This is a genomic window from Streptomyces sp. NPDC054770 (assembly GCF_053611985.1).
Genome location: NZ_JBSHBL010000031.1, coordinates 102,064 through 118,941, shown reverse-complemented (window position 1 = coordinate 118,941; position 16,878 = coordinate 102,064). Strand labels below are relative to the sequence as shown.

The 16,878-nt window shown below is 73.1% G+C and carries 15 protein-coding genes; 10 read left to right on the top strand and 5 right to left on the bottom strand.

Annotated elements, in window-relative coordinates; genetic code table 11:
- Positions 1 to 135: 135 nt before the first annotated feature.
- Entirely contained in the window at positions 136 to 1,431 is a 1,296-nt protein-coding gene (locus ACWGKQ_RS26030; RefSeq protein ID WP_453294352.1) for a maleylpyruvate isomerase N-terminal domain-containing protein, read from the bottom strand.
- On the bottom strand, positions 1,428 to 2,018 hold the full coding sequence (locus ACWGKQ_RS26025; RefSeq protein ID WP_453294351.1) for a sigma-70 family RNA polymerase sigma factor: 591 nt from the start codon (positions 2,016 to 2,018) through the stop codon (positions 1,428 to 1,430). The genes ACWGKQ_RS26030 and ACWGKQ_RS26025 overlap by 4 nt, the downstream gene beginning before the upstream one ends.
- A 318-nt stretch (positions 2,019 to 2,336) precedes the next feature.
- Between ACWGKQ_RS26025 and ACWGKQ_RS26020 the strand changes: the two genes are divergently transcribed.
- Positions 2,337 to 2,711, top strand: coding sequence for an STAS domain-containing protein (locus ACWGKQ_RS26020; RefSeq protein ID WP_351702792.1), 375 nt, complete (start codon positions 2,337 to 2,339; stop codon positions 2,709 to 2,711).
- Between the two features lie 184 nt (positions 2,712 to 2,895).
- On the top strand, positions 2,896 to 3,408 hold the full coding sequence (locus ACWGKQ_RS26015; RefSeq protein WP_453294350.1) for an EF-hand domain-containing protein: 513 nt from the start codon (positions 2,896 to 2,898) through the stop codon (positions 3,406 to 3,408).
- Here ACWGKQ_RS26015 and ACWGKQ_RS26010 read toward each other — a convergent pair.
- On the bottom strand, positions 3,392 to 4,948 hold the full coding sequence (locus ACWGKQ_RS26010) for a class I adenylate-forming enzyme family protein (RefSeq protein ID WP_453294349.1): 1,557 nt from the start codon (positions 4,946 to 4,948) through the stop codon (positions 3,392 to 3,394). The genes ACWGKQ_RS26015 and ACWGKQ_RS26010 overlap by 17 nt on opposite strands.
- 143 nt (positions 4,949 to 5,091) lie before the next feature.
- On the opposite strand from ACWGKQ_RS26010, the gene ACWGKQ_RS26005 reads away from it, so the two are divergent.
- The 3 genes from ACWGKQ_RS26005 to ACWGKQ_RS25995 all read left to right on the top strand — a co-directional run bounded on the left by ACWGKQ_RS26005 (position 5,092) and on the right by ACWGKQ_RS25995 (position 8,137).
- Positions 5,092 to 6,222 (top strand): acyl-CoA dehydrogenase family protein, encoded by a 1,131-nt coding sequence (locus ACWGKQ_RS26005; RefSeq protein ID WP_453294348.1) that lies wholly within the window; start codon positions 5,092 to 5,094, stop codon positions 6,220 to 6,222.
- A gap of 6 nt (positions 6,223 to 6,228) precedes the next feature.
- Positions 6,229 to 7,107 carry an acyl-CoA dehydrogenase family protein gene (locus ACWGKQ_RS26000; protein ID WP_453294347.1) on the top strand — a complete coding sequence of 293 codons (879 nt, stop codon included), beginning with the start codon at positions 6,229 to 6,231 and terminating at the stop codon, positions 7,105 to 7,107.
- 553 nt (positions 7,108 to 7,660) lie between these two features.
- Positions 7,661 to 8,137, top strand: a complete 477-nt coding sequence (locus ACWGKQ_RS25995) for an ATP-binding protein (RefSeq protein WP_453294357.1) — start codon at positions 7,661 to 7,663, stop codon at positions 8,135 to 8,137.
- Positions 8,138 to 8,457: 320 nt separating this feature from the next.
- Here ACWGKQ_RS25995 and ACWGKQ_RS25990 read toward each other — a convergent pair whose 3' ends face one another.
- Positions 8,458 to 9,393 (bottom strand): cyclase family protein, encoded by a 936-nt coding sequence (locus ACWGKQ_RS25990; protein ID WP_453294346.1) that lies wholly within the window; start codon positions 9,391 to 9,393, stop codon positions 8,458 to 8,460.
- Between the two features lie 86 nt (positions 9,394 to 9,479).
- Between ACWGKQ_RS25990 and ACWGKQ_RS25985 the strand changes: the two genes are divergently transcribed.
- The 4 genes from ACWGKQ_RS25985 (at position 9,480) to ACWGKQ_RS25970 (ending at position 14,493) form a co-directional block, all read left to right on the top strand.
- Positions 9,480 to 10,394, top strand: a complete 915-nt coding sequence (locus ACWGKQ_RS25985; RefSeq protein ID WP_453294345.1) for an SDR family NAD(P)-dependent oxidoreductase — start codon at positions 9,480 to 9,482, stop codon at positions 10,392 to 10,394.
- A 564-nt stretch (positions 10,395 to 10,958) separates the two neighbouring features.
- Complete coding sequence (locus tag ACWGKQ_RS25980; RefSeq protein WP_453294344.1) at positions 10,959 to 12,113, top strand: acyl-CoA dehydrogenase family protein; 1,155 nt, start codon at positions 10,959 to 10,961, stop codon at positions 12,111 to 12,113.
- Positions 12,113 to 13,162: a Zn-dependent alcohol dehydrogenase gene (locus ACWGKQ_RS25975; protein WP_453294343.1), complete on the top strand. Its 1,050-nt coding sequence runs from the start codon at positions 12,113 to 12,115 to the stop codon at positions 13,160 to 13,162. The genes ACWGKQ_RS25980 and ACWGKQ_RS25975 overlap by 1 nt, the downstream gene beginning before the upstream one ends.
- A gap of 74 nt (positions 13,163 to 13,236) precedes the next feature.
- A complete protein-coding gene (locus ACWGKQ_RS25970) occupies positions 13,237 to 14,493 on the top strand; it encodes an MFS transporter (protein ID WP_453294342.1) in 1,257 nt (418 codons plus the stop codon).
- Here the strand turns inward: ACWGKQ_RS25970 and ACWGKQ_RS25965 are convergent.
- Positions 14,392 to 15,420, bottom strand: a complete 1,029-nt coding sequence (locus ACWGKQ_RS25965) for a GlxA family transcriptional regulator (RefSeq protein ID WP_453294341.1) — start codon at positions 15,418 to 15,420, stop codon at positions 14,392 to 14,394. The genes ACWGKQ_RS25970 and ACWGKQ_RS25965 overlap by 102 nt on opposite strands.
- A 71-nt stretch (positions 15,421 to 15,491) precedes the next feature.
- On the opposite strand from ACWGKQ_RS25965, the gene ACWGKQ_RS25960 reads away from it, so the two are divergent.
- Complete coding sequence (locus tag ACWGKQ_RS25960) at positions 15,492 to 16,811, top strand: MFS transporter (protein WP_453294340.1); 1,320 nt, start codon at positions 15,492 to 15,494, stop codon at positions 16,809 to 16,811.
- The last annotated feature ends 67 nt before the right edge of the window (positions 16,812 to 16,878 follow it).

Sequence of the window (16,878 nt, the reverse complement as noted above, 5' to 3'; positions counted from 1 at the left end):
GTTCCCCGCGCCCCTAAAAGCGGAAAGCGGGGCGCAGCCCCGTCTTTTCCAGGGGCGCGGGGAACTGCGCGACCAGCCACGAACCACCCGCAGCCGCCGTGCGACGGAACCACCCCGCCCCTCGGGCGAACGTCCCTACATCCGGCTCAGGCTCGCGGCAGCGAACAGGACGTCTCTGATCGCCGCCCGATCCCCCAACTGGCCCGCGGCCGCCTCCTCCGGAGGAACATGGCCCGCGGCCAGCCGGCAGAACTCCACGTCGTCCAGCGCCACGTGCGCCACCTCGAACTCCGGCGAGCCCACCGCCCCCGGCGAGTCCAGCGGGATCAGCCACTCGCCGCCGCCGTGGCCCTCGATCTCCAGCCGCAGGCTGCGGCCGGGCCGTCCCGCAGGGACCAGGTGGGGCGTCTGGCCGGGTGCCGCCAGCCCCGCCCGTCGGCGCTCGGCCAGCGCAGCGGGCAGCATCCGGGCCGCGAGGTCGATCATCCGGTGCAGGTGCCGCGGGGCCGGCGGCCCGTAGGGGTAGTCCACGGCCTCCGCGATGTCCTCCGCGTGCACCCAGCACTCGAAGGCACGGTCCAGCATCGCGTCGTGCAACGGCAGTTCGAAGTCGCCGTACGACACCCCGAGGCGCCCGGCGGCGCCGCCGGTGAAGGAGACGGTCTGCACGAGCCGGTGGCTCTGCTCCCGCCAGGGCACCCGCACCGCGCGCGTCGGCGGGAAGTGCGAGGCCTGCCAGAACGCCTCGGTGCGGCCGGCCGGGCCCTGTGCCCCGGCCTCTCCCAGCGGGTCCTCCAGACCCAGCGCCGTCGCCACCAGCCCGTCGACGGACAGCAGATGGGCGATCACCCCGGCCACCGTCGTGCGGCGGCTCGCCGGCACCTCGCCGTCGAACCAGCGCAGCCGCACCGGCGCGTGCCACTCCGCGTCGCCGATGTCCTGGAGCAGGGCGTCCAGACGGGCCGTCTCGGCGTCGTAGGGCCCCGCCCACGCGGGGATCGGGATCCTGGCCGGCCGGCGGTCCAGGCAGGCCTCCAGGACCCGGGTGCGCAGGCCGGGATCGAGGTCCAGGCTCTCCGGCTGGTGCAGCAGGCCGACCGCCTCGCGCAGCCGCCGCGCCTCGTCCGCACAGGCCCCGCAGTCCCCGAGGTGGACCTCGACGGCGAGGGCCTCCGCCGCCGAGCAGGCGGCCAGCGCCCACGCGCCGAGCATCGACTTCAGGACGTCGTGCGACAACTGGGGCGCTGCGGGCGGCAGGCCGGGAGGATCGGGCAGCGGCTGCCCGCCGTCCTCGACGGAGGTCCGGGGCAGCGGTATGCGCGGCGGCCGGCGGAAGCCGCCGTCGTCGTCGCGCGGCACGTCACCGTCCCCGGAGCCGGTGCCGTCGTGGCCGGTGCCGTCGTGCGCCCCGGAGAACTCGGCGCCGGTCACACGCCACCTCCGTATCCGGGCGGCGTCCCGGCGTCGTGCGCGGTGGACAGCAGCTGCAGGCCCAGGCGCAGCCGGCGGCGGGCCTCGTCCTCGGTGACGCCGAGGTCCACCGCGGTCTGCCGGTAGTCACGGCGCTGGAAGTAGGCGAGCTCCAGGGCGGCGCGCAGCGGCGCCGGCATGGAGTGCACGATGTAGTCCGCGCGGGCCGCGACGGAAGCCCGCCGCACCTTGCGCTCCAGCTCCTCCGCGGCCGCCACGGCCTCCGGGGAGGAGCCGTCGCCCGGGGCGAGCGCGGCGGTCTCGGTGGCCCTGAGACGCTGTACGGCGAGCCGGTGGGCCAGCGCGGCGAGCCAGGAGCGCAACGGCCCCTGCCGGGGGTCGTAGGCGTCCGGGTGCTCCCAGACCTGCGCGAAGACCTCGCGGGTTATGCCGTCGGCGGCCCGCTCGTCACCGAGGACGCGATGGGCGAGCCCGTGCACGAGCGAGGCGAAGCGGTCGTACAGCTCACCGAGGGCGGCCGCCTCGCCGCGTGCGAGCCGCTGCTGCATCTTGCGGTCCCAGCGGGGCGGAACGTCCTTCTTCGCCATGCGGCCCCCTCCCCGTGCCCGTGTCCAGCGTGTCTCCACCGTCTCCTCGAATGTAGTCGGCACGTCCGGCAACGCACGCCCCTTTATGGCAATGCGCGCCCCTTGCCGGACCAGGGGTGGTAGGAGGCACCTGTGCCGAACCCTCGATTTCCGATCGAACAGGATTGACCATGACCGAAACAAGCCCCTCCCTGATCGATGTTCGTTTGTCATCCGGGGTTTCGGGGAACGGCCGCTGGGCAGCCGCGCGACAAGAAGCGTAGGAACTGGCTCCGTTTCCGGGCGGTTCCGGAGATCCGGCGAGCGGAGGGCTGAGCCGTGGCTTTCAAGGTGACCGGCGTCGAACAGGGCGAGTGGGCCGTACTCGGGGTGTCGGGCGAACTGGACCTGGTGACGTCCCCGGTGCTGCGCCAGCGGGTGCACGACGTGGTCGCCGAGGGCCACCACAGTCTGGTCCTCGATCTCTCCGACGTCTTCTTCTGCGATTCCAGCGGGGTCGGCGTCCTCATCGCGGCCCGCCGCCTGATCCGCTCCTGCCGGGGCCGGCTGCGGCTGATACTGCCCGCCCAGGGCGCGAGTGACGGTTCTCACGTCAACCGGGTCCTCGGCGCCCTCGGCGTACGACGGCTGTTCGACGTGTACGCCGACATCGACAGCGCGACCACCGACGAGGAGGACCCGCTGTCCGCGTAGCCGGGGCAGCCGGGGTGGCCGGGCTGCGCGAGCCCATAGCCGACGATTACGACAGAGCCACGTTGTTGTCGCGGAATTCCCCCGGTCTTGGCACAACCGTCGTTTTCCCGGTCTCCGGCCGCCGCCGCGTCGTACGCTCCCTGCGAGATGAACCCCCACGGCACGTAAGGCGGCCCGAACAGACATGGTCAGCACCGAGTACGAGCGACGGATCGCCGCCCGGTTCGCAACCTTCGACCAGGACGGCAACGGCTGGATCGACCGCGAGGACTTCAACTCGGCGGCCAAGGCGCTGCTCGCAGAGTTCGGGGTCCCCGCGCGCTCGGACAAGGGCCAGGCCCTGTACGCCGGCGCGGAGGCCTTCTGGCAGGGCATGGCCGGCATGGCGGACCGGGACGGCGACCAGCGCATCACCCGCCAGGAGTTCGTGAGCGGCGCGGTCAAGCGGCTGCACGACAACCCCGAGCGGTTCGGCGAGATCGCCCGCCCGTTCCTGCACGCGGGCCTCGCCCTCGCGGACACCGAGGGCACCGGCACGGCGACCGTCGACGACACCGTGCGGGTGCTGCGCGTCCTCGGGGTCGCCCCGGAGCTCGCGCGGGCGGTCGCGGCGGGCCTCGACACCGACGGCGACGGCAAGGTCGCGGAGTCCGAGATCGTCCCGGCGTTCGCCCGCTACTTCACGATCCCGGAGTAGCGCTTCCCGGAGCCTCGGAGAACCGCTCGCGCAGCTTGTACTTGAGCACCTTGCGCAGCGTCTCGTTGCGCGGAAGGGCGTCCACCACCTCCAGCCGCTCCGGCAGCTTGTGCACCGACAGCCCTTCCGCACGCAGGTACGACACCGCCTCCGGGAGCGTCAACGCGGCGGTCCCCGGCGGCTGTTCGACCACCGCGCAGACCAGCTCCCCGCGCTCCGCGTCCGGCAGCCCGACCACCGCCGCGTCGGCCACCGCCGGATGCGCGGCGAGCAGGTCCTCGATCTCCTTCGCCGAGATGTTCTCCCCCTTGCGGATGATCACGTCCTTGAGCCGCCCGGTGAGGACCAGATGGCCGGTTCCGGTCACCCGGCCCAGGTCGCCGGTGCGCAGGAAGCCCTCCTCGTCGAAGGCAGCGGCGGACTGCGCCGGATCCAGATACCCCTGGCACACCGCCTCCCCGCGCAGCCGCACCTCGCCGCCCTCCGCGATCCGTATCTCCATCCCCGCCGGCGGTCGCCCCTCGGTCGTCGCCAGGTTCTCCACCGTGTCGTCCGGCGCCCCCATCGTGATCATCGGCACCTCGGTCATGCCGTAGCCGTGCGTCAGCTGCACCCCCATCTCGCGTACCACCGCGTGGTACACCTCCGGCGGCTTGGGCGCCCCGCCGCCGGCCAGCAGCCGCAGCGAGGGAATGACCGGCACCCCCGGCTGCTTGCGCTGCTCGGCCAGGAACATCGAGTAGAACGCCGTCGACCCGCCGGCCACCGTCACCCCGTGCCTGCGGTACTCCAGCAGCGCGTCCGGCAGCGCGAACTGCTCGAACAGCACCGCCGGGAAGCCGTACAGCAGCAGCATCACCGTGTAGTCGGGGCCGGCGATGTGCGCGTACGGGAACGCCATCGAGCCCACGTCCGCCGCCGTGAGCCGCAGCGCGTGCGCCAGGCACGAACCGCCCGCGATGAGCGACCGGTCCGTATGCAGAACGCCCTTGGGGTCCGAGGTGGTTCCCGAGGTCCAGTAGATCCACCGGACGGAGGTGCCCTCGGCGGGCGGGGCGGGCAGCACGGCCGGATCGCCGTCCGGCAGCCCGTCGTCCTCGTACGCCTCGAAGATCCCCTTCGCGCCCAGCCGCCGCGCCATCTCCGTGTGGTCGAAGCCGCGCCAGACGCCCGGCACCGCGAAGAACTCGGCCCTGGACTCACGCAGAGCGAAGCCGACCTCGCGGTCCCGGTAGAAGGGGATGACGGGGGACTGGACGGCGCCGAGCCTGGCCAGCGCGAAGGACAGGACGGCCGTCTCGATCCGGGTCGGCAGCTGCCAGGCGACCACCGTGCCGGGGCGCACGCCCATGCCGTACAGCCCGGCGGCGACGCGCTCGGCACGCGCGCGCAGCCCGCCGAAGGTCAGGGTGCGGTCGCCCTGGAGGAACACCGGCCGGCCGGGGGTGAGTTCGGCGCGGCGGGCGGCCAGGTCCCAGAGCGTGCGGGAGGCACTCAGCTCGCGGGCGACGGCGCCCGGTTCGTGCGCGGTGGCGTTCATGGCGTCCCCCTGCCCAGCGGACCACGGAACTGACGAGTCGTCAGATCGTAGGTCCTGGTGCCTTGTCGGTCCAGAGGTGCGGGGCTAGCCTGCGATGTCTGACGAATTCTGACGAACCATCAGTTTCGTGGGGGTGCCTGCCGGTGGACCTGTCGTACACGCCCGAGGAGGAGGAGTTCCGGGCGCGGCTGCGGGAGTGGCTCGCCAAGGTGCTCCCCGGCCTCCCGCCGAAGCCCGGCCCCGAGGACTGGCCGGGCCGTCGCGCCCACGACCTCGGCTGGCAGCGCGCGCTGTACGACGCCGGGTACGCCGACGTCCACTGGGACGCCTCGCCGACCACCCGGCTGATCTTCCTCGAGGAGACCGAGCGGGCCGGCGCGCCCTATGTGGGCGCCAACTTCGTGGGCCTGCTGCATGCGGGCCCCACCATCGCCGCCGAGGGCACCGAGGCGCAGCGGGCCCGCTGGCTGACGCCGATCCTGCGCGGCGACGAGGTGTGGTGCCAGGGCTTCAGCGAACCGGGCGCCGGATCCGACCTGGCCGCGCTGCGCACGCGCGCGTGGCGCGACGGCGACGACTACGTGGTGAGCGGGTCCAAGATCTGGACCTCGCACGCGGAGGTCGCCGACTGGTGCGAACTGCTGGTGCGGACGGACCCCGAGGCGCCCAGGCACCGGGGCATCACCTGGCTGGCCATGCCCATGGACGCGCCGGGCATCACCGTACGGCCGCTGCGCACGCTCGCCGGGTCCCACGAGTTCGCCGAGGTGTTCCTCGACGAGGTGCGGGTGCCGGTGGCCAACCGGGTGGGCGCCGAGAACGACGGCTGGCGCGTCACCATGGTGACCCTCTCCTTCGAACGCGGTACCGCCTTCGTCGGCGAGGTCGTCGCCTGTCGCCGGGTGCTCGGCGACCTCGCGCGCGTGGCGTGCGAGAACGGCACCTGGGACGACCCGGAGCTGCGCCGCCGCCTCGGCCGCCTCAACGCCGAGTTCCGGGCGCTGTGGCGGCTCACCCAGTGGAACGTCAGCGAGGCGGAGGGCCGGGGCGTGCCCGGTGTCGGGGGCTCGGTCTTCAAGCTGCGCTACTCGCACGCGCGCCAGGAGCTGTACGACGCGGCGGCGGCCGTCCTCGGCCCCGACGCCCTCGACCTGGACCGCCCCTGGGTCCTCGACCGGCTCTCCTCCCTCTCGTACACCATCGCGGCCGGGACCTCGCAGATCCAGCGGAACATCGTGGCCGAGCGGATCCTCGGGCTGCCGAAGGGGCGGTGAGCGGACATGCGTTTTCGACCGACCCGTGACCAGGAGGCGCTGCGGGCGGGCATGCGGGAGCTGCTCGGGCGCCGGTTCGACGCTGCGGCGCTGCGGGCGGCAGCCGCCGGCCCGCCGCTGTGCCGCCTCGACCGGGGCCTGTGGCGGGAGCTGGGTGCCGCCGGGTTCTTCGCGCTGCGGCTGCCGGAGGCCGACGGCGGCGTCGGACTCGGCCTGCCCGAAGCCGTGTTGGTGTTCGAGGAGGCCGGGCGGGCCCTGCTGCCCGGCCCGCTGGTGGCCACCCACCTCGCGGCGGCCGAGGTGCCCGGCGCGGCCGCCGGGGAGGCCGTGGTGGCCCGCGTGGACGGCGGCCTGGTGGAGTGGCTGGCCGAGGCGGACGAGGTGGCGGGGGACGCGTCGGGGGCCGTACCGGTGCGCTCGGCGGACCCGTTGACGCCCCTGCACCGGGTCCCTGGGCGGTTCTCCGGGCCGTCCGACCCGGTCGCCGTGCTCCTCACCGCCGCCGAACAGCTCGGCACGGCCACGCGCGCGTGCGAGCTGGCCGTGCAACACGCTCGCACGCGCGTGCAGTTCGGGCAGCCGATCGGGGCGTTCCAGGCGGTCAAGCATCTGTGCGCCGAGATGCTGGTGCGCGCCGAGACCGCGCGGGCGGCCGTCTACGCGGCCGCCGTGACCGCCGCCCCGGCGGACATCGCGGCGGCCCGGCTGCTCGCCGACGAGGCCGCCGTACGCGGCACCCGGGACTGTCTCCAGGTGCACGGCGGGATGGGCTTCACCTGGGAGTCGGAGGTGCATCTGCATCTGAAACGGGCATGGGTGCGGGCACAGCGTGGTGGTTCGAATACGGAGAGTGAGGAAATGCTCGCCGCGGAGCTGCTCGGCTGAGCGTTCGAAACGCCTCTGGCCTGCGGAATCATGGGTCCCGATGGTCGGGATGTCGCGGATTGTGGCATACCGGAATCACGGAGCGTTGATATCGGGTTGTGTCCAACGCGTGACTCGTCACGGCCTGGAGTCGAGTGTCCCCTCGGGTACCTTCTGTGGGATGCGAGTGGTTCCGAGGACGAGCCATGCCGGCGGAGCCGTCGAAGCGGCCCCGCGACTCATGGTGCGCACCGCCCCCCGCAGGGTGGTAAGGGCTTGCGCCCTCGCTTGTTCGACTCCCCGCCGCGAGCGTCGCACAGTATGCCGTAGGCGTACTCCTTCGCGCTGGAATATGCCCGAAGCGCTTGTTGGGGTGACTGTACGTCAACCATGCTGTCTCGTAAGGGAATCACGTTCCGTGACCCTTGCTCTGGCCGTTGTTCTGGCCATGCAGAAAATGGCTACGATCGTGGCCCTCGTCGTCCTCGTCGTGGCGGCCCACGTCGTGGCGTTGGCTCGGCGCGGGTTCATGTGTCCGCCGGTTCGGATGGTGTGAGCGGTGCAGGTGCTTCAAGTGCAGCTGGAGATCCGGCCCGACCCCGCGGAGGTGGGGCGGGCCAGAAGGTGGGCCCGCTCGCGCCTCGCCGGGTCCGGTATAGCGGCGGACGAGCCGCTGGCCGAGACGCTGATCCTGCTCGTCTCGGAGCTGGTCACCAACGCCGTGGTGCACACCGGCTGTCCGGCCGTGCTGCGGCTCTCGCTGCCGGGCGTGGACCGCAGGGGCGGCGACGAGTCGGTCACCGTACGCCTGGAGGTCACCGACGCCAGCGAGCGCGCGCCCGTGCCGCGGTGCGCCGACGGTGACGCCACCGGCGGCCGCGGCCTCGCCCTCGTCGACGGGCTCGCCGACCGCTGGGGCTGGAGCCCCGAAGGCGCCGGCAAGCGCATCTGGTGCGAGCTCGACCGGTGTTCGCAGTCCGGGCAGGGCGCGGCGGTGGCGTACGGGGGCGGGCTCGCCTCGTACGAAGGGCTGGCCTTCGAGGCGGTGTGATCCCCCGTGTGCGGTGATGCGCCGGGGGTTGCATCCGTGCGCGCCCATGGTGAACCGGGGCATAAGTCGTAAAACCCCGGCGGGGTGTTGACGCCTTGTGACCGTGTGCTCACGCTTGAGGTCTGCGATTCGCCGCGAGGGGACGGCGAGGGTCTTGCCTGACGGACGCCCTCGTCGAGTGTGGGTCGAGCCGGACGGCGGCGCGCGGGACCGGGCTCGGGGCGGGCCGGTGCGCGCGGCCGTTCGGATTCAGGGGGGAATGGGGGAGGGTCGGTGTCACGCCTGCCTCAGGCGTGACACCGGCTTTCGGCGAGTGCCGCTCACAGGACGGCCACCGGGGAGACCGGGGTGCCCGTCGCCCCGACGAACGGCTCGGGCATCGCCGACAGCAGGAACGCGTACCGGCCGGTTTCTCCACAGGCTGTGGACAACTCTTCGAGATTCCAGTTCTGGCCTTGCAGCATCCCCATCTCGACCAGGTCCAGGGCGTGCACGGGCAGCCACAGGTCCTCGATCTCGGGCGGGAAGATCTCAAACGTGAGGGTGTCGTTCGCGACGGCGGCCACGTCGCGCGCGTGGAACCACTCCGGGGTGTGCACCGAAAGCCCCGGCGACGGGTAGCCGTACCCGTGCTTGTCCCCGGCGAGGTACACCTGCACCTGCCCGGTCCGTACCAGGACGATGTCGCCGCCGCGGACGCTCGTCCCGGCGAACTCCTCGGCCGCGTCGAGGTCTTCCGGGGTGACCGCGTGCCCGCCCGCCAGCCGGTCCACGCCCCGCGCGCGTGCCACGTCAAGGAGCACCCCGCGCGAGACGATGTGCCGCGCCTTGTCGATCCCGCCGAACTCGGCACCGCCGTGCGCGGTCACCGTGTCCGCCGGGCGGCCGTTGTAGAGCCTCCCCGAGTGCGAGACATGGGTGAGCGCGTCCCAGTGGGTGCCGGCCTGCAGTCCCATGGTCACGGCGTCGTCGCTGCACGCGACGGTCCCCGGGCCGAAGAGTTCCTGGTTGATCTGCACCATGGCGTGCAGGGGGTTGACCCGTCCGGGGATCATCCCGGTCTGCACGCCGTCCTGCTGGAGCGGCAGGGCGAGCGGGACGCGCCGCCCGGTCCGGACGGTCGCCGCCGCCAGCCGCACCACTTCGTCAGTGATCAGGTTCAGCGTGCCGATCTCGTCGTCGGCCCCCCAGCGGCCCCAGTTGTTGACGCGCTTGGCGATGTCGTGGAACGCGGGATGAAGCGTCGGCAGTGACATCTGGGTCCTCCCCAGGCCTTGTGTCCGCACATCTGACGGGTCATAAAATCTAACGGTCCGTCAGAAACCGCGGGAAGGGGCCGGGCGTGGGGAACTTCTTGGCAGGCAAGGTCGTCGCCGTGACGGGTGCGGGGCGCGGTATCGGACGGGCGGTCGCGCTGGCGGCGGCGGCCGAGGGGGCGAAGGTCGTCGTCAACGACTACGGCGTCGCGGTCGACGGCGCCTCGCCGACGAGCGAGGTCGCCGAGGCCGTCGTCAAGGAGATCGAGGCGGCGGGCGGGGACGCGGTCGCGGTCGCCGACGACATCTCCACGATGGCGGGCGGGCAGCGGGTCGTGGACGTCGCGCTGTCGTCGTACGGCCGGCTCGACGGGGTCGTGTGCGTGGCGGGGATCCTGCGCGAGCGGATGCTGTTCAACATGGCCGAGGAGGAGTGGGACCCGGTACTCGCCACCCACCTGAAGGGCACGTTCACGGTGTTCCGGGCGGCGTCGGCGGTGATGCGCGCGCAGCGCGCCGGCACGCTGATCGGCTTCACCAGCGGCAACCACCAGGGCTCGGTCTCGCAGGCCAACTACAGCGCGGCCAAGGGCGGGATCATCTCGCTGGTGCGGAGCGCTGCGCTGGGCCTGCACAAGTACGGGGTGACCGCGAACGCGGTGGCGCCGGTGGCCCGGACCCGGATGTCGGCGGGGGTCCCGACGGAGCTCACGGAGATCGGCGAGCCGGAGGACGTGGCCGCGTTCGTGGTCTACCTGCTGTCGGACGCGGCGCGGGAGGCGGGGGTCACCGGGCAGGTCTACACGGTGGCCGGACCGAAGATCGCGGTGTGGGCCCAGCCGAGGGAGTTGCGGGCCGCGTACGCCGACGGGGGCGCCTGGACGCCGGAGCGGATCGCTCAGGCGCTGCCGGGGAGCGTGGGGACGGATCCGATGCCGATGCTGGCGCGGCTGGCGGCGATGGAGGCGGCTGCGCGGGGCGGAAACCGGCCGAACGCGTAAGGGGGGTGGGCCGCATGGGTGGGGTCCGGACGCCTGACCGCCGTGGCGGGCCCCGACCGGTGCGCGGCCGCGGCACCGTCGTGGTCGCTCGCGCAGTTCCTCGCGCCTCTGGGTGGGTGTGGCTGCCGGTGGTCGTGTTTGTGCGCTGTGCGCTGTGCGCTGTGCGGGTCGCGGTGGGTGGGTGGGCGGGTGCGGCGCCGTCGTGGCTGCTCGCGCAGTTCCCCGCGCCCCTGGGGGGTTGCGCCCCCGCGGGGTTCAGAAGTTCGGTTCCTTGCCTCCCAACTCCCGCCTCCCAACTCCCGCCTTCCGTCTTCCGCCTCCTGTCTCCCGCCTTCGGCCCTCCGTTTCCCCGCAGCCCTTCGCTTTGTGGCGCTCGGTTCGGCAGGTGTGGATCTCGGGCGGCTCACAGTTCCCTCGCGGCCGTTCCCGGGCCGGTCCTCCTGCTCTTCCCACCCACCCCCTGCCGGCTCCTCTCTTCTCTCCGCCGCGACGGCGGTCAGCCGCTACGGCGGTGTTCGGCGGTTTTCGTACGGCCGTAGCTCCGACGCATCTCTGGAGGTCACCGTGGATTTCGGCTTTGCGCCGGAGGATGAAGAGTTTCGCCGGGAAGTCCGGGAGTGGCTCGGTGCGAACGTCAAGAGTGATGTGGACCGGCGTAGCTGGGAGCGCACGCTCGGGGGCGCCGGGTGGATCGGGATCGGGTGGGCGGAGGGGGGGTACGGGAATCGGACTGCCACGCTCACTCAGCAGGTGGCCTGGGCCGAGGAGTACGCGCGGTCGGTCGCGCCGCCGCGGTCCGGGCACATCGGGGAGAACCTGCTGGCTCCGACGCTCATCGTGCATGGCAGCGCAGAGCAGAAGGCGCGCTTTCTGCCGGCCGTCGCCGCAGGCGAGGAGCTTTGGTGCCAGGGGTACAGCGAGCCCGGCGCCGGGTCCGATCTGGCCGGTGTGCGGACCGTGGCGGTGCGGGAGGGGGACGGATACCGGGTCTCCGGGCAGAAGATCTGGACCTCGCTCGCCCATGAGGCCGACTGGTGCTTCGTGCTGGCGCGGACCGAGGCGGGCTCGCGGCGGCATCACGGGCTGAGCTTCCTGCTGGTGCCGATGGACCAGCCGGGCCGTATCGAGGTCCGCCCGATCCGGCAGATGACCGGCACCAGCGACTTCAACGAGGTCTTCTTCGACGGGGCGCACGCGCGCGCGGAGCACGTCGTCGGCGGTGCGGGCAACGGCTGGCGCGTGGCCATGAGCCTGCTCGGGTTCGAGCGCGGGGTGTCCACGCTCGCCCAGCAGATCGGGTTCGCACAGGAGTTGGGGCGAGTGGTGCGGGACGCCGTGGAGAGCGGGGCCGCCGACGATCCCGTCGTACGCGAGCGACTGGTGCGGCAGTGGGCCGAGTTGCGGGTGATGCGGTGGAACGCCCTCAGGACACTGGGGAATTCGGCCGCGGAGCCCGGCGCGCCCAGCGTGGCCAAGCTGCTGTGGGGCGGCTGGCACCAGCGGCTCGGTGAGCTCGCCGTGCTGGTGCGGGGCGCGGCCGCGAGCGTCGGCCCGGCCGGCTGGTCGGCCGCCGCGCCGTACGAACTGGACGCTGCCCAGAACCTGTTCCTCTTCTCCCGGGCCGACACCATCTACGGCGGCTCGGACCAGGTCCAGCGCACGATCATCGCCGAGCGGGTGCTCGGTCTGCCGAGGGAACCGAAGGGGGTCGAGTCGTGATGCGCGGAGTCGTTTTCGACGGGAAACAGGTGCAGGTCGTCGACGATCTGGACGTGCGGGAGCCGGGGCCGGGGGAGGTGCTGGTCGCGGTGTCGGCGGCCGGGCTGTGCCACAGCGATCTGTCTGTGGTGGACGGGACCATACCCTTCCCCGTTCCCGTGGTGCTGGGCCATGAGGGCGCCGGGGTGGTGGAGGCCGTCGGTGTGGGCGTCAGCCATGTGGCGCCGGGGGACCATGTCGCGCTGTCCACCCTCGCCAACTGCGGTGCCTGCGCCGACTGCGACCGGGGGCGGCCCACCATGTGCCGCAAGGCCATAGGGCGCCCGCAGAAGCCGTTCACGCGCGGTGGCCAGGCCGTCCACCAGTTCGCGTGCAACTCGGCCTTCGCGGAACGGACCGTCGTGAAGGCCGTCCAGGCGGTACGCATACCGAAGGACATCCCGCTGACCTCGGCCGCCCTCATCGGCTGCGGGGTGCTGACCGGTGTGGGCGCCGTACTGAACCGCGCCCGCGTCGACCGCGGCGACACCGTGCTGGTCATCGGCACCGGCGGGATCGGTCTGAACGTCATCCAGGGCGCGCGGATCGCGGGCGCGCTGCGGATCGTGGCCGTGGACGCCAACCCGGCCAAGGAGGAGGCGGCCCGGCAGTTCGGCGCGACGGACTTCCTGACCTCGACGGAGGGCGTGAAGGACCTGCTGCCGACCGGGGTGGACCACGCCTTCGAGTGCGTCGGCCGGGTCGAACTGGTCCGGCAGGCCGTCGACCTCCTCGACCGGCACGGCCAGGCCGTCCTTCTCGGCATGCCCGCCCCCACCGCCGAGGCGTCCTTCGCCGTCGCCTCCATGTTCCTCGACAAGTCCATCCTGGGATGCCGGTACGGCTCCTCGCGCCCCCAGCACGACATCGCCCTCTACGCCGGGCTGTACCGCCAAGGAAGCCTGCTGCTCGACGAGTTGGTGACCGAGACGTACCCGGTGGAGGACTTCGAGAAGGCCCGGGCCGACGCGGAGGCGGGACGGGTGGCGCGGGGGGTGCTCACGTTCTAGGAGCGCGGGGGCGGGTTGTCCACAGCGGTGGAAAACCTGTCGTCGTTGTCGGTGCCGCCTCCTACGGTCGTCCCATGACCTACCGTGACGTCGCGTCCAAGCAGGTCCTGACCTGGGCCGGTACCGCCGTGGGTGCCCGGATGCCGGTCGCCATGGCGCCGTTGGCCCTGGTGTTCCTGGTGCGCGAGCGGCCCGGCGGCTACTCGCTGGGCGCGCTGCTCGCGGCCGCCTACGTGATCGGCGAGATCGCGGGCGCCCCGGTACTCGGGATGCGGCTGCGTCCCGAGCGGGCCCGTGCGCAGCTGACCGTGGGACTCGCGGTCGGGGCCGCCGGATTCGCGGGGCTCGGCGGCTTCCCGGCCGCGCCCCCGGCCGTCCTCGCCGCCTTCGCGTGCGTTGCCGGTGCCGCGCCGGCCGCCGCCACCGGTGGCCTGCGCACCCTGCTCACCACGCTGGTCCCGGAGCACGCGGCGGCGCAGGCGCTGTCCGTCGAGTCGATACTGACGGCCGCCGTGTGGGCCGTCTCCCCGGCCGCGGTGGCCGGTCTGGCCCTCGGTGTCGCCCCCGCCGTCCCGCTGCGGCTCGCCGCCGCCCTCATGGCCTCGGCGGTCCTCGGGCTGTGGCTCCTGCCGGCGGCCTGGGGCCCGGCCGGGCGGACCGCCGCGCCCCTCGTCCGCGTCCTGGCCGGCGCCTGGCCCGTGTACATCACGGGCGCGGCCAGCCTGACCCTGCTCGGGCTGTCCGAACTCGTGCTGCCCGCCCTGCTCGAACAGCGCGGGATCGACGTCGGCCGGTCGGGTCCGCTGCTGGCCGGGATGGCGGTGGGCGGCGGGCTCGGCGCGTTCCTGCACGGCCTGCGCGCCTGGCCGGGCCTGCTGCGCACCCACAGCGTGCTCCTGATGACCGGCACGGCGGGGTGCGTGACGCTCGCCGCGCTGATACCGCACACGGCCGGGATCGCGGCCGTGCTCGTCATGGGCGGCATGCTCCAGTCAGCCGCGATGCTCACCCGCAACCTGTCGCTGCGCGAGGTCCTTCCGCCCAGTGCCCTGGCCGCCGGCTACTCCGTCATGTACGCGGCCGCGGGCGCCGGTTACGCGGCGACCGGCTCCCTCGCCGGGGCGCTGCTGCGGGTGGCGGCGCCGTCCACGGCCGTCCTGGCCGAGGTCGGGGTGACCCTGGTGCTCAGTGTGCTCGGCTGGTGGGGCGAGGTGTGGCGGGCCGGGAGATCAGCGCGGGGCGCCGACACCGCCAGGGCTGTCGCCGGTGCCCGCCTGGGCCCGGAAGGTGCGGCGGTACGCGGTCGGGGTGACGCCGAGGGCCGCCTGTAGGTGCTGGCGCATCGACTGGGCGGTGCCGAAGCCGGCGTCGCGGGCCACCTGGTCGACGGAGAGGCCGGTGGACTCCAGGAGGTGGCGGGCGCGTTCGACGCGCTGCTGGGTGAGCCACTGGCCGGGGCTGATGCCGGTCTCCTCGCGGAAGCGGCGCGTGAAGGTCCGTACCGACATGGCCTCCTGCTCGGCCATGTCGCGCAGCTGCACGGGCTCGTGGAGCCGGCCCAGGGCCCAGGAGCGGGCCGAGGTGGTCGTGGCCACCTGAGGGTCGGGGACCGGGCGGTGGATGTACTGGGCCTGGCCGCCGTCCCGGTGCGGGGGGACGACCGTACGGCGGGCCACCTCGTTGGCGACGGCCGTGCCGTGGTCGCGGCGGACCATGTGCAGGCACAGGTCGATGCCGGCGGCCACCCCGGCGGAGGTGAGGATGTCGCCGTCGTCGATGAAGAGGACGTCCGCGTCCACCTCGATCCGCGGGAACAGCCGCTGGAGGTGGTCGGCCTCGGCCCAGTGCGTGGTCGCCGGGCGGCCGTCCAGGTAGCCGGCGGCGGCCAGGACGTAGACGCCCGTGCAGATGGAGGCGAGCCGGGTGCCGGGGCGGATGTGGGCGAGGGCGGCGGCCAGCTCGGGGGTGAGGACCCCCTCCTCGAAGACCGGGCCCAGCTCGTACGAGGCCGGGATGATCACCGTGTCGGCGGTGGCCAGCGTCTCCGGGCCGTTCGGCACGTGGATCGCGAAGTCGGCATCGGTGTCGACCGGCCCGGGCGGGCGGACCGAGCAGGTCACGACCTCGTAGAGAAGGCGGCCCCGGGCGTCCTTGGGGCGGCCGAAGATGCGGTGCGGGATGCCCAGCTCGAAGGGGAGCAGGCCGTCGAGGGCGAGGACGACGACCCGGTGCGGGCGGAAGCCGGGGTCACTGCTCATGGCCCGATCCTAGCGAATGCTGTCCTTCGGGCCACTCGATGGAGCGAGGCCGGTGGCCGGATATTTATGGCGTGACCCAGACAAGCGAAGCCGCAGCAGCCCTCCAGGACGCACAGCCGACCCGCTCGCCGCGCATCCACCGTGCCTGGTTCGTCGCCGCCGTCACCTTCGTCACGATCATCGGCGCGGCCGCCTTCCGTTCCCTGCCCGGCCTGCTCATCGACCCCCTGCACACGGAGTTCGGCTGGTCGCGCGGCACGATCGGCGCGGCCGTCTCCGTCAACCTCGCGCTGTACGGGCTCACCGCGCCCTTCGCGGCGGCCCTGATGGACCGCTTCGGCATACGCCGGGTGGTGGCCGTCGCGCTGACCGTCATCGCGCTCGGTTCGGGCCTGACCGTGTGGATGACGGCGGCCTGGCAGCTGATGCTCTGCTGGGGCCTGCTGGTCGGCCTCGGGTCCGGCTCGATGGCGCTCGCCTTCGCGGCCACGGTCACCAACCGCTGGTTCACCACCCGGCGCGGCCTGGTCAGCGGCATCCTCACCGCCGCCTCCGCCTCAGGGCAGCTGATCTTCCTCCCGCTGCTGTCCTGGATGGTCGAGACGTACGACTGGCGCCCGGCCGCCGTCACCGTGTCCCTCGCCGCCCTCGCGGTCGTCCCCTTCGTCTGGCTGCTGCTGCGCGACCATCCGGCCGACGTGGGCCAGAAGCCGTACGGCGCGGCCGAGTTCGTACCGAAGCCGGCACCGGTCACCGGGGCCGCCCGCCGTACCCTCACGGTCCTGTTCTCCGCCGTGCGCACCGGGCCCTTCTGGCTGCTCGCCGGCACCTTCGCGATCTGCGGGGCGTCCACCAACGGCCTGGTCCAGACCCACTTCGTGCCCGCCGCCCACGACCACGGCCTGCCGGTCACGACGGCGGCCTCGCTGCTCGCGGTGGTCGGCGTGTTCGACGTCGTCGGCACCATCGCCTCCGGCTGGTTCACCGACCGCTTCGAACCGCGCCGCCTGCTCGCCGTCTACTACGCCCTGCGCGGCATCTCCCTGCTGTTCCTGCCGATGCTCCTCGGCCCGTCGGTCCACCCCTCGATGATCTTCTTCATCATCTTCTACGGCCTCGACTGGGTCGCCACCGTCCCGCCCACCCTGGCCCTGTGCCGGGAGCGGTACGGCGACGACAGCGCCATCGTCTTCGGCTGGGTCCTCGCCTCCCACCAGATCGGCGCGGCCCTCGTCGCCTACCTCGGCGGCGTCGCCCGCGACGCCTTCGGGACGTACGACATGGTCTGGTACGCCTCCGGCACCCTGTGCGCGGCGGCGGCCCTGATGGCCCTGCTGATCCGGCGGCGGCCGGTGGCCGCGGCCGGCGGACTCGGTGCCGTGGCGGCCTAGCACCCCGGTCCGGTGGTGCGCTTCCGCGGTGGGGCCGGTGCCGGGTGCGGGTGCGGAAGGATCGCCG

What these genes read in the sequence shown, in the direction of transcription:
- ACWGKQ_RS26000 (WP_453294347.1), top strand. Translation starts at nt 6,229, where the DNA reads ATGCGTTTTCGACCGACCCGTGACCAGGAGGCGCTGCGGGCGGGCATG.
- ACWGKQ_RS26010 (WP_453294349.1), bottom strand. Translation starts at nt 4,948, where the DNA reads ATGAACGCCACCGCGCACGAACCGGGCGCCGTCGCCCGCGAGCTGAGT.
- ACWGKQ_RS25965 (WP_453294341.1), bottom strand. Translation starts at nt 15,420, where the DNA reads ATGAGCAGTGACCCCGGCTTCCGCCCGCACCGGGTCGTCGTCCTCGCC.
- ACWGKQ_RS25990 (WP_453294346.1), bottom strand. Translation starts at nt 9,393, where the DNA reads ATGTCACTGCCGACGCTTCATCCCGCGTTCCACGACATCGCCAAGCGC.
- ACWGKQ_RS26025 (WP_453294351.1), bottom strand. Translation starts at nt 2,018, where the DNA reads ATGGCGAAGAAGGACGTTCCGCCCCGCTGGGACCGCAAGATGCAGCAG.
- ACWGKQ_RS25970 (WP_453294342.1), top strand. Translation starts at nt 13,237, where the DNA reads ATGACCTACCGTGACGTCGCGTCCAAGCAGGTCCTGACCTGGGCCGGT.
- ACWGKQ_RS25975 (WP_453294343.1), top strand. Translation starts at nt 12,113, where the DNA reads ATGCGCGGAGTCGTTTTCGACGGGAAACAGGTGCAGGTCGTCGACGAT.
- ACWGKQ_RS26015 (WP_453294350.1), top strand. Translation starts at nt 2,896, where the DNA reads ATGGTCAGCACCGAGTACGAGCGACGGATCGCCGCCCGGTTCGCAACC.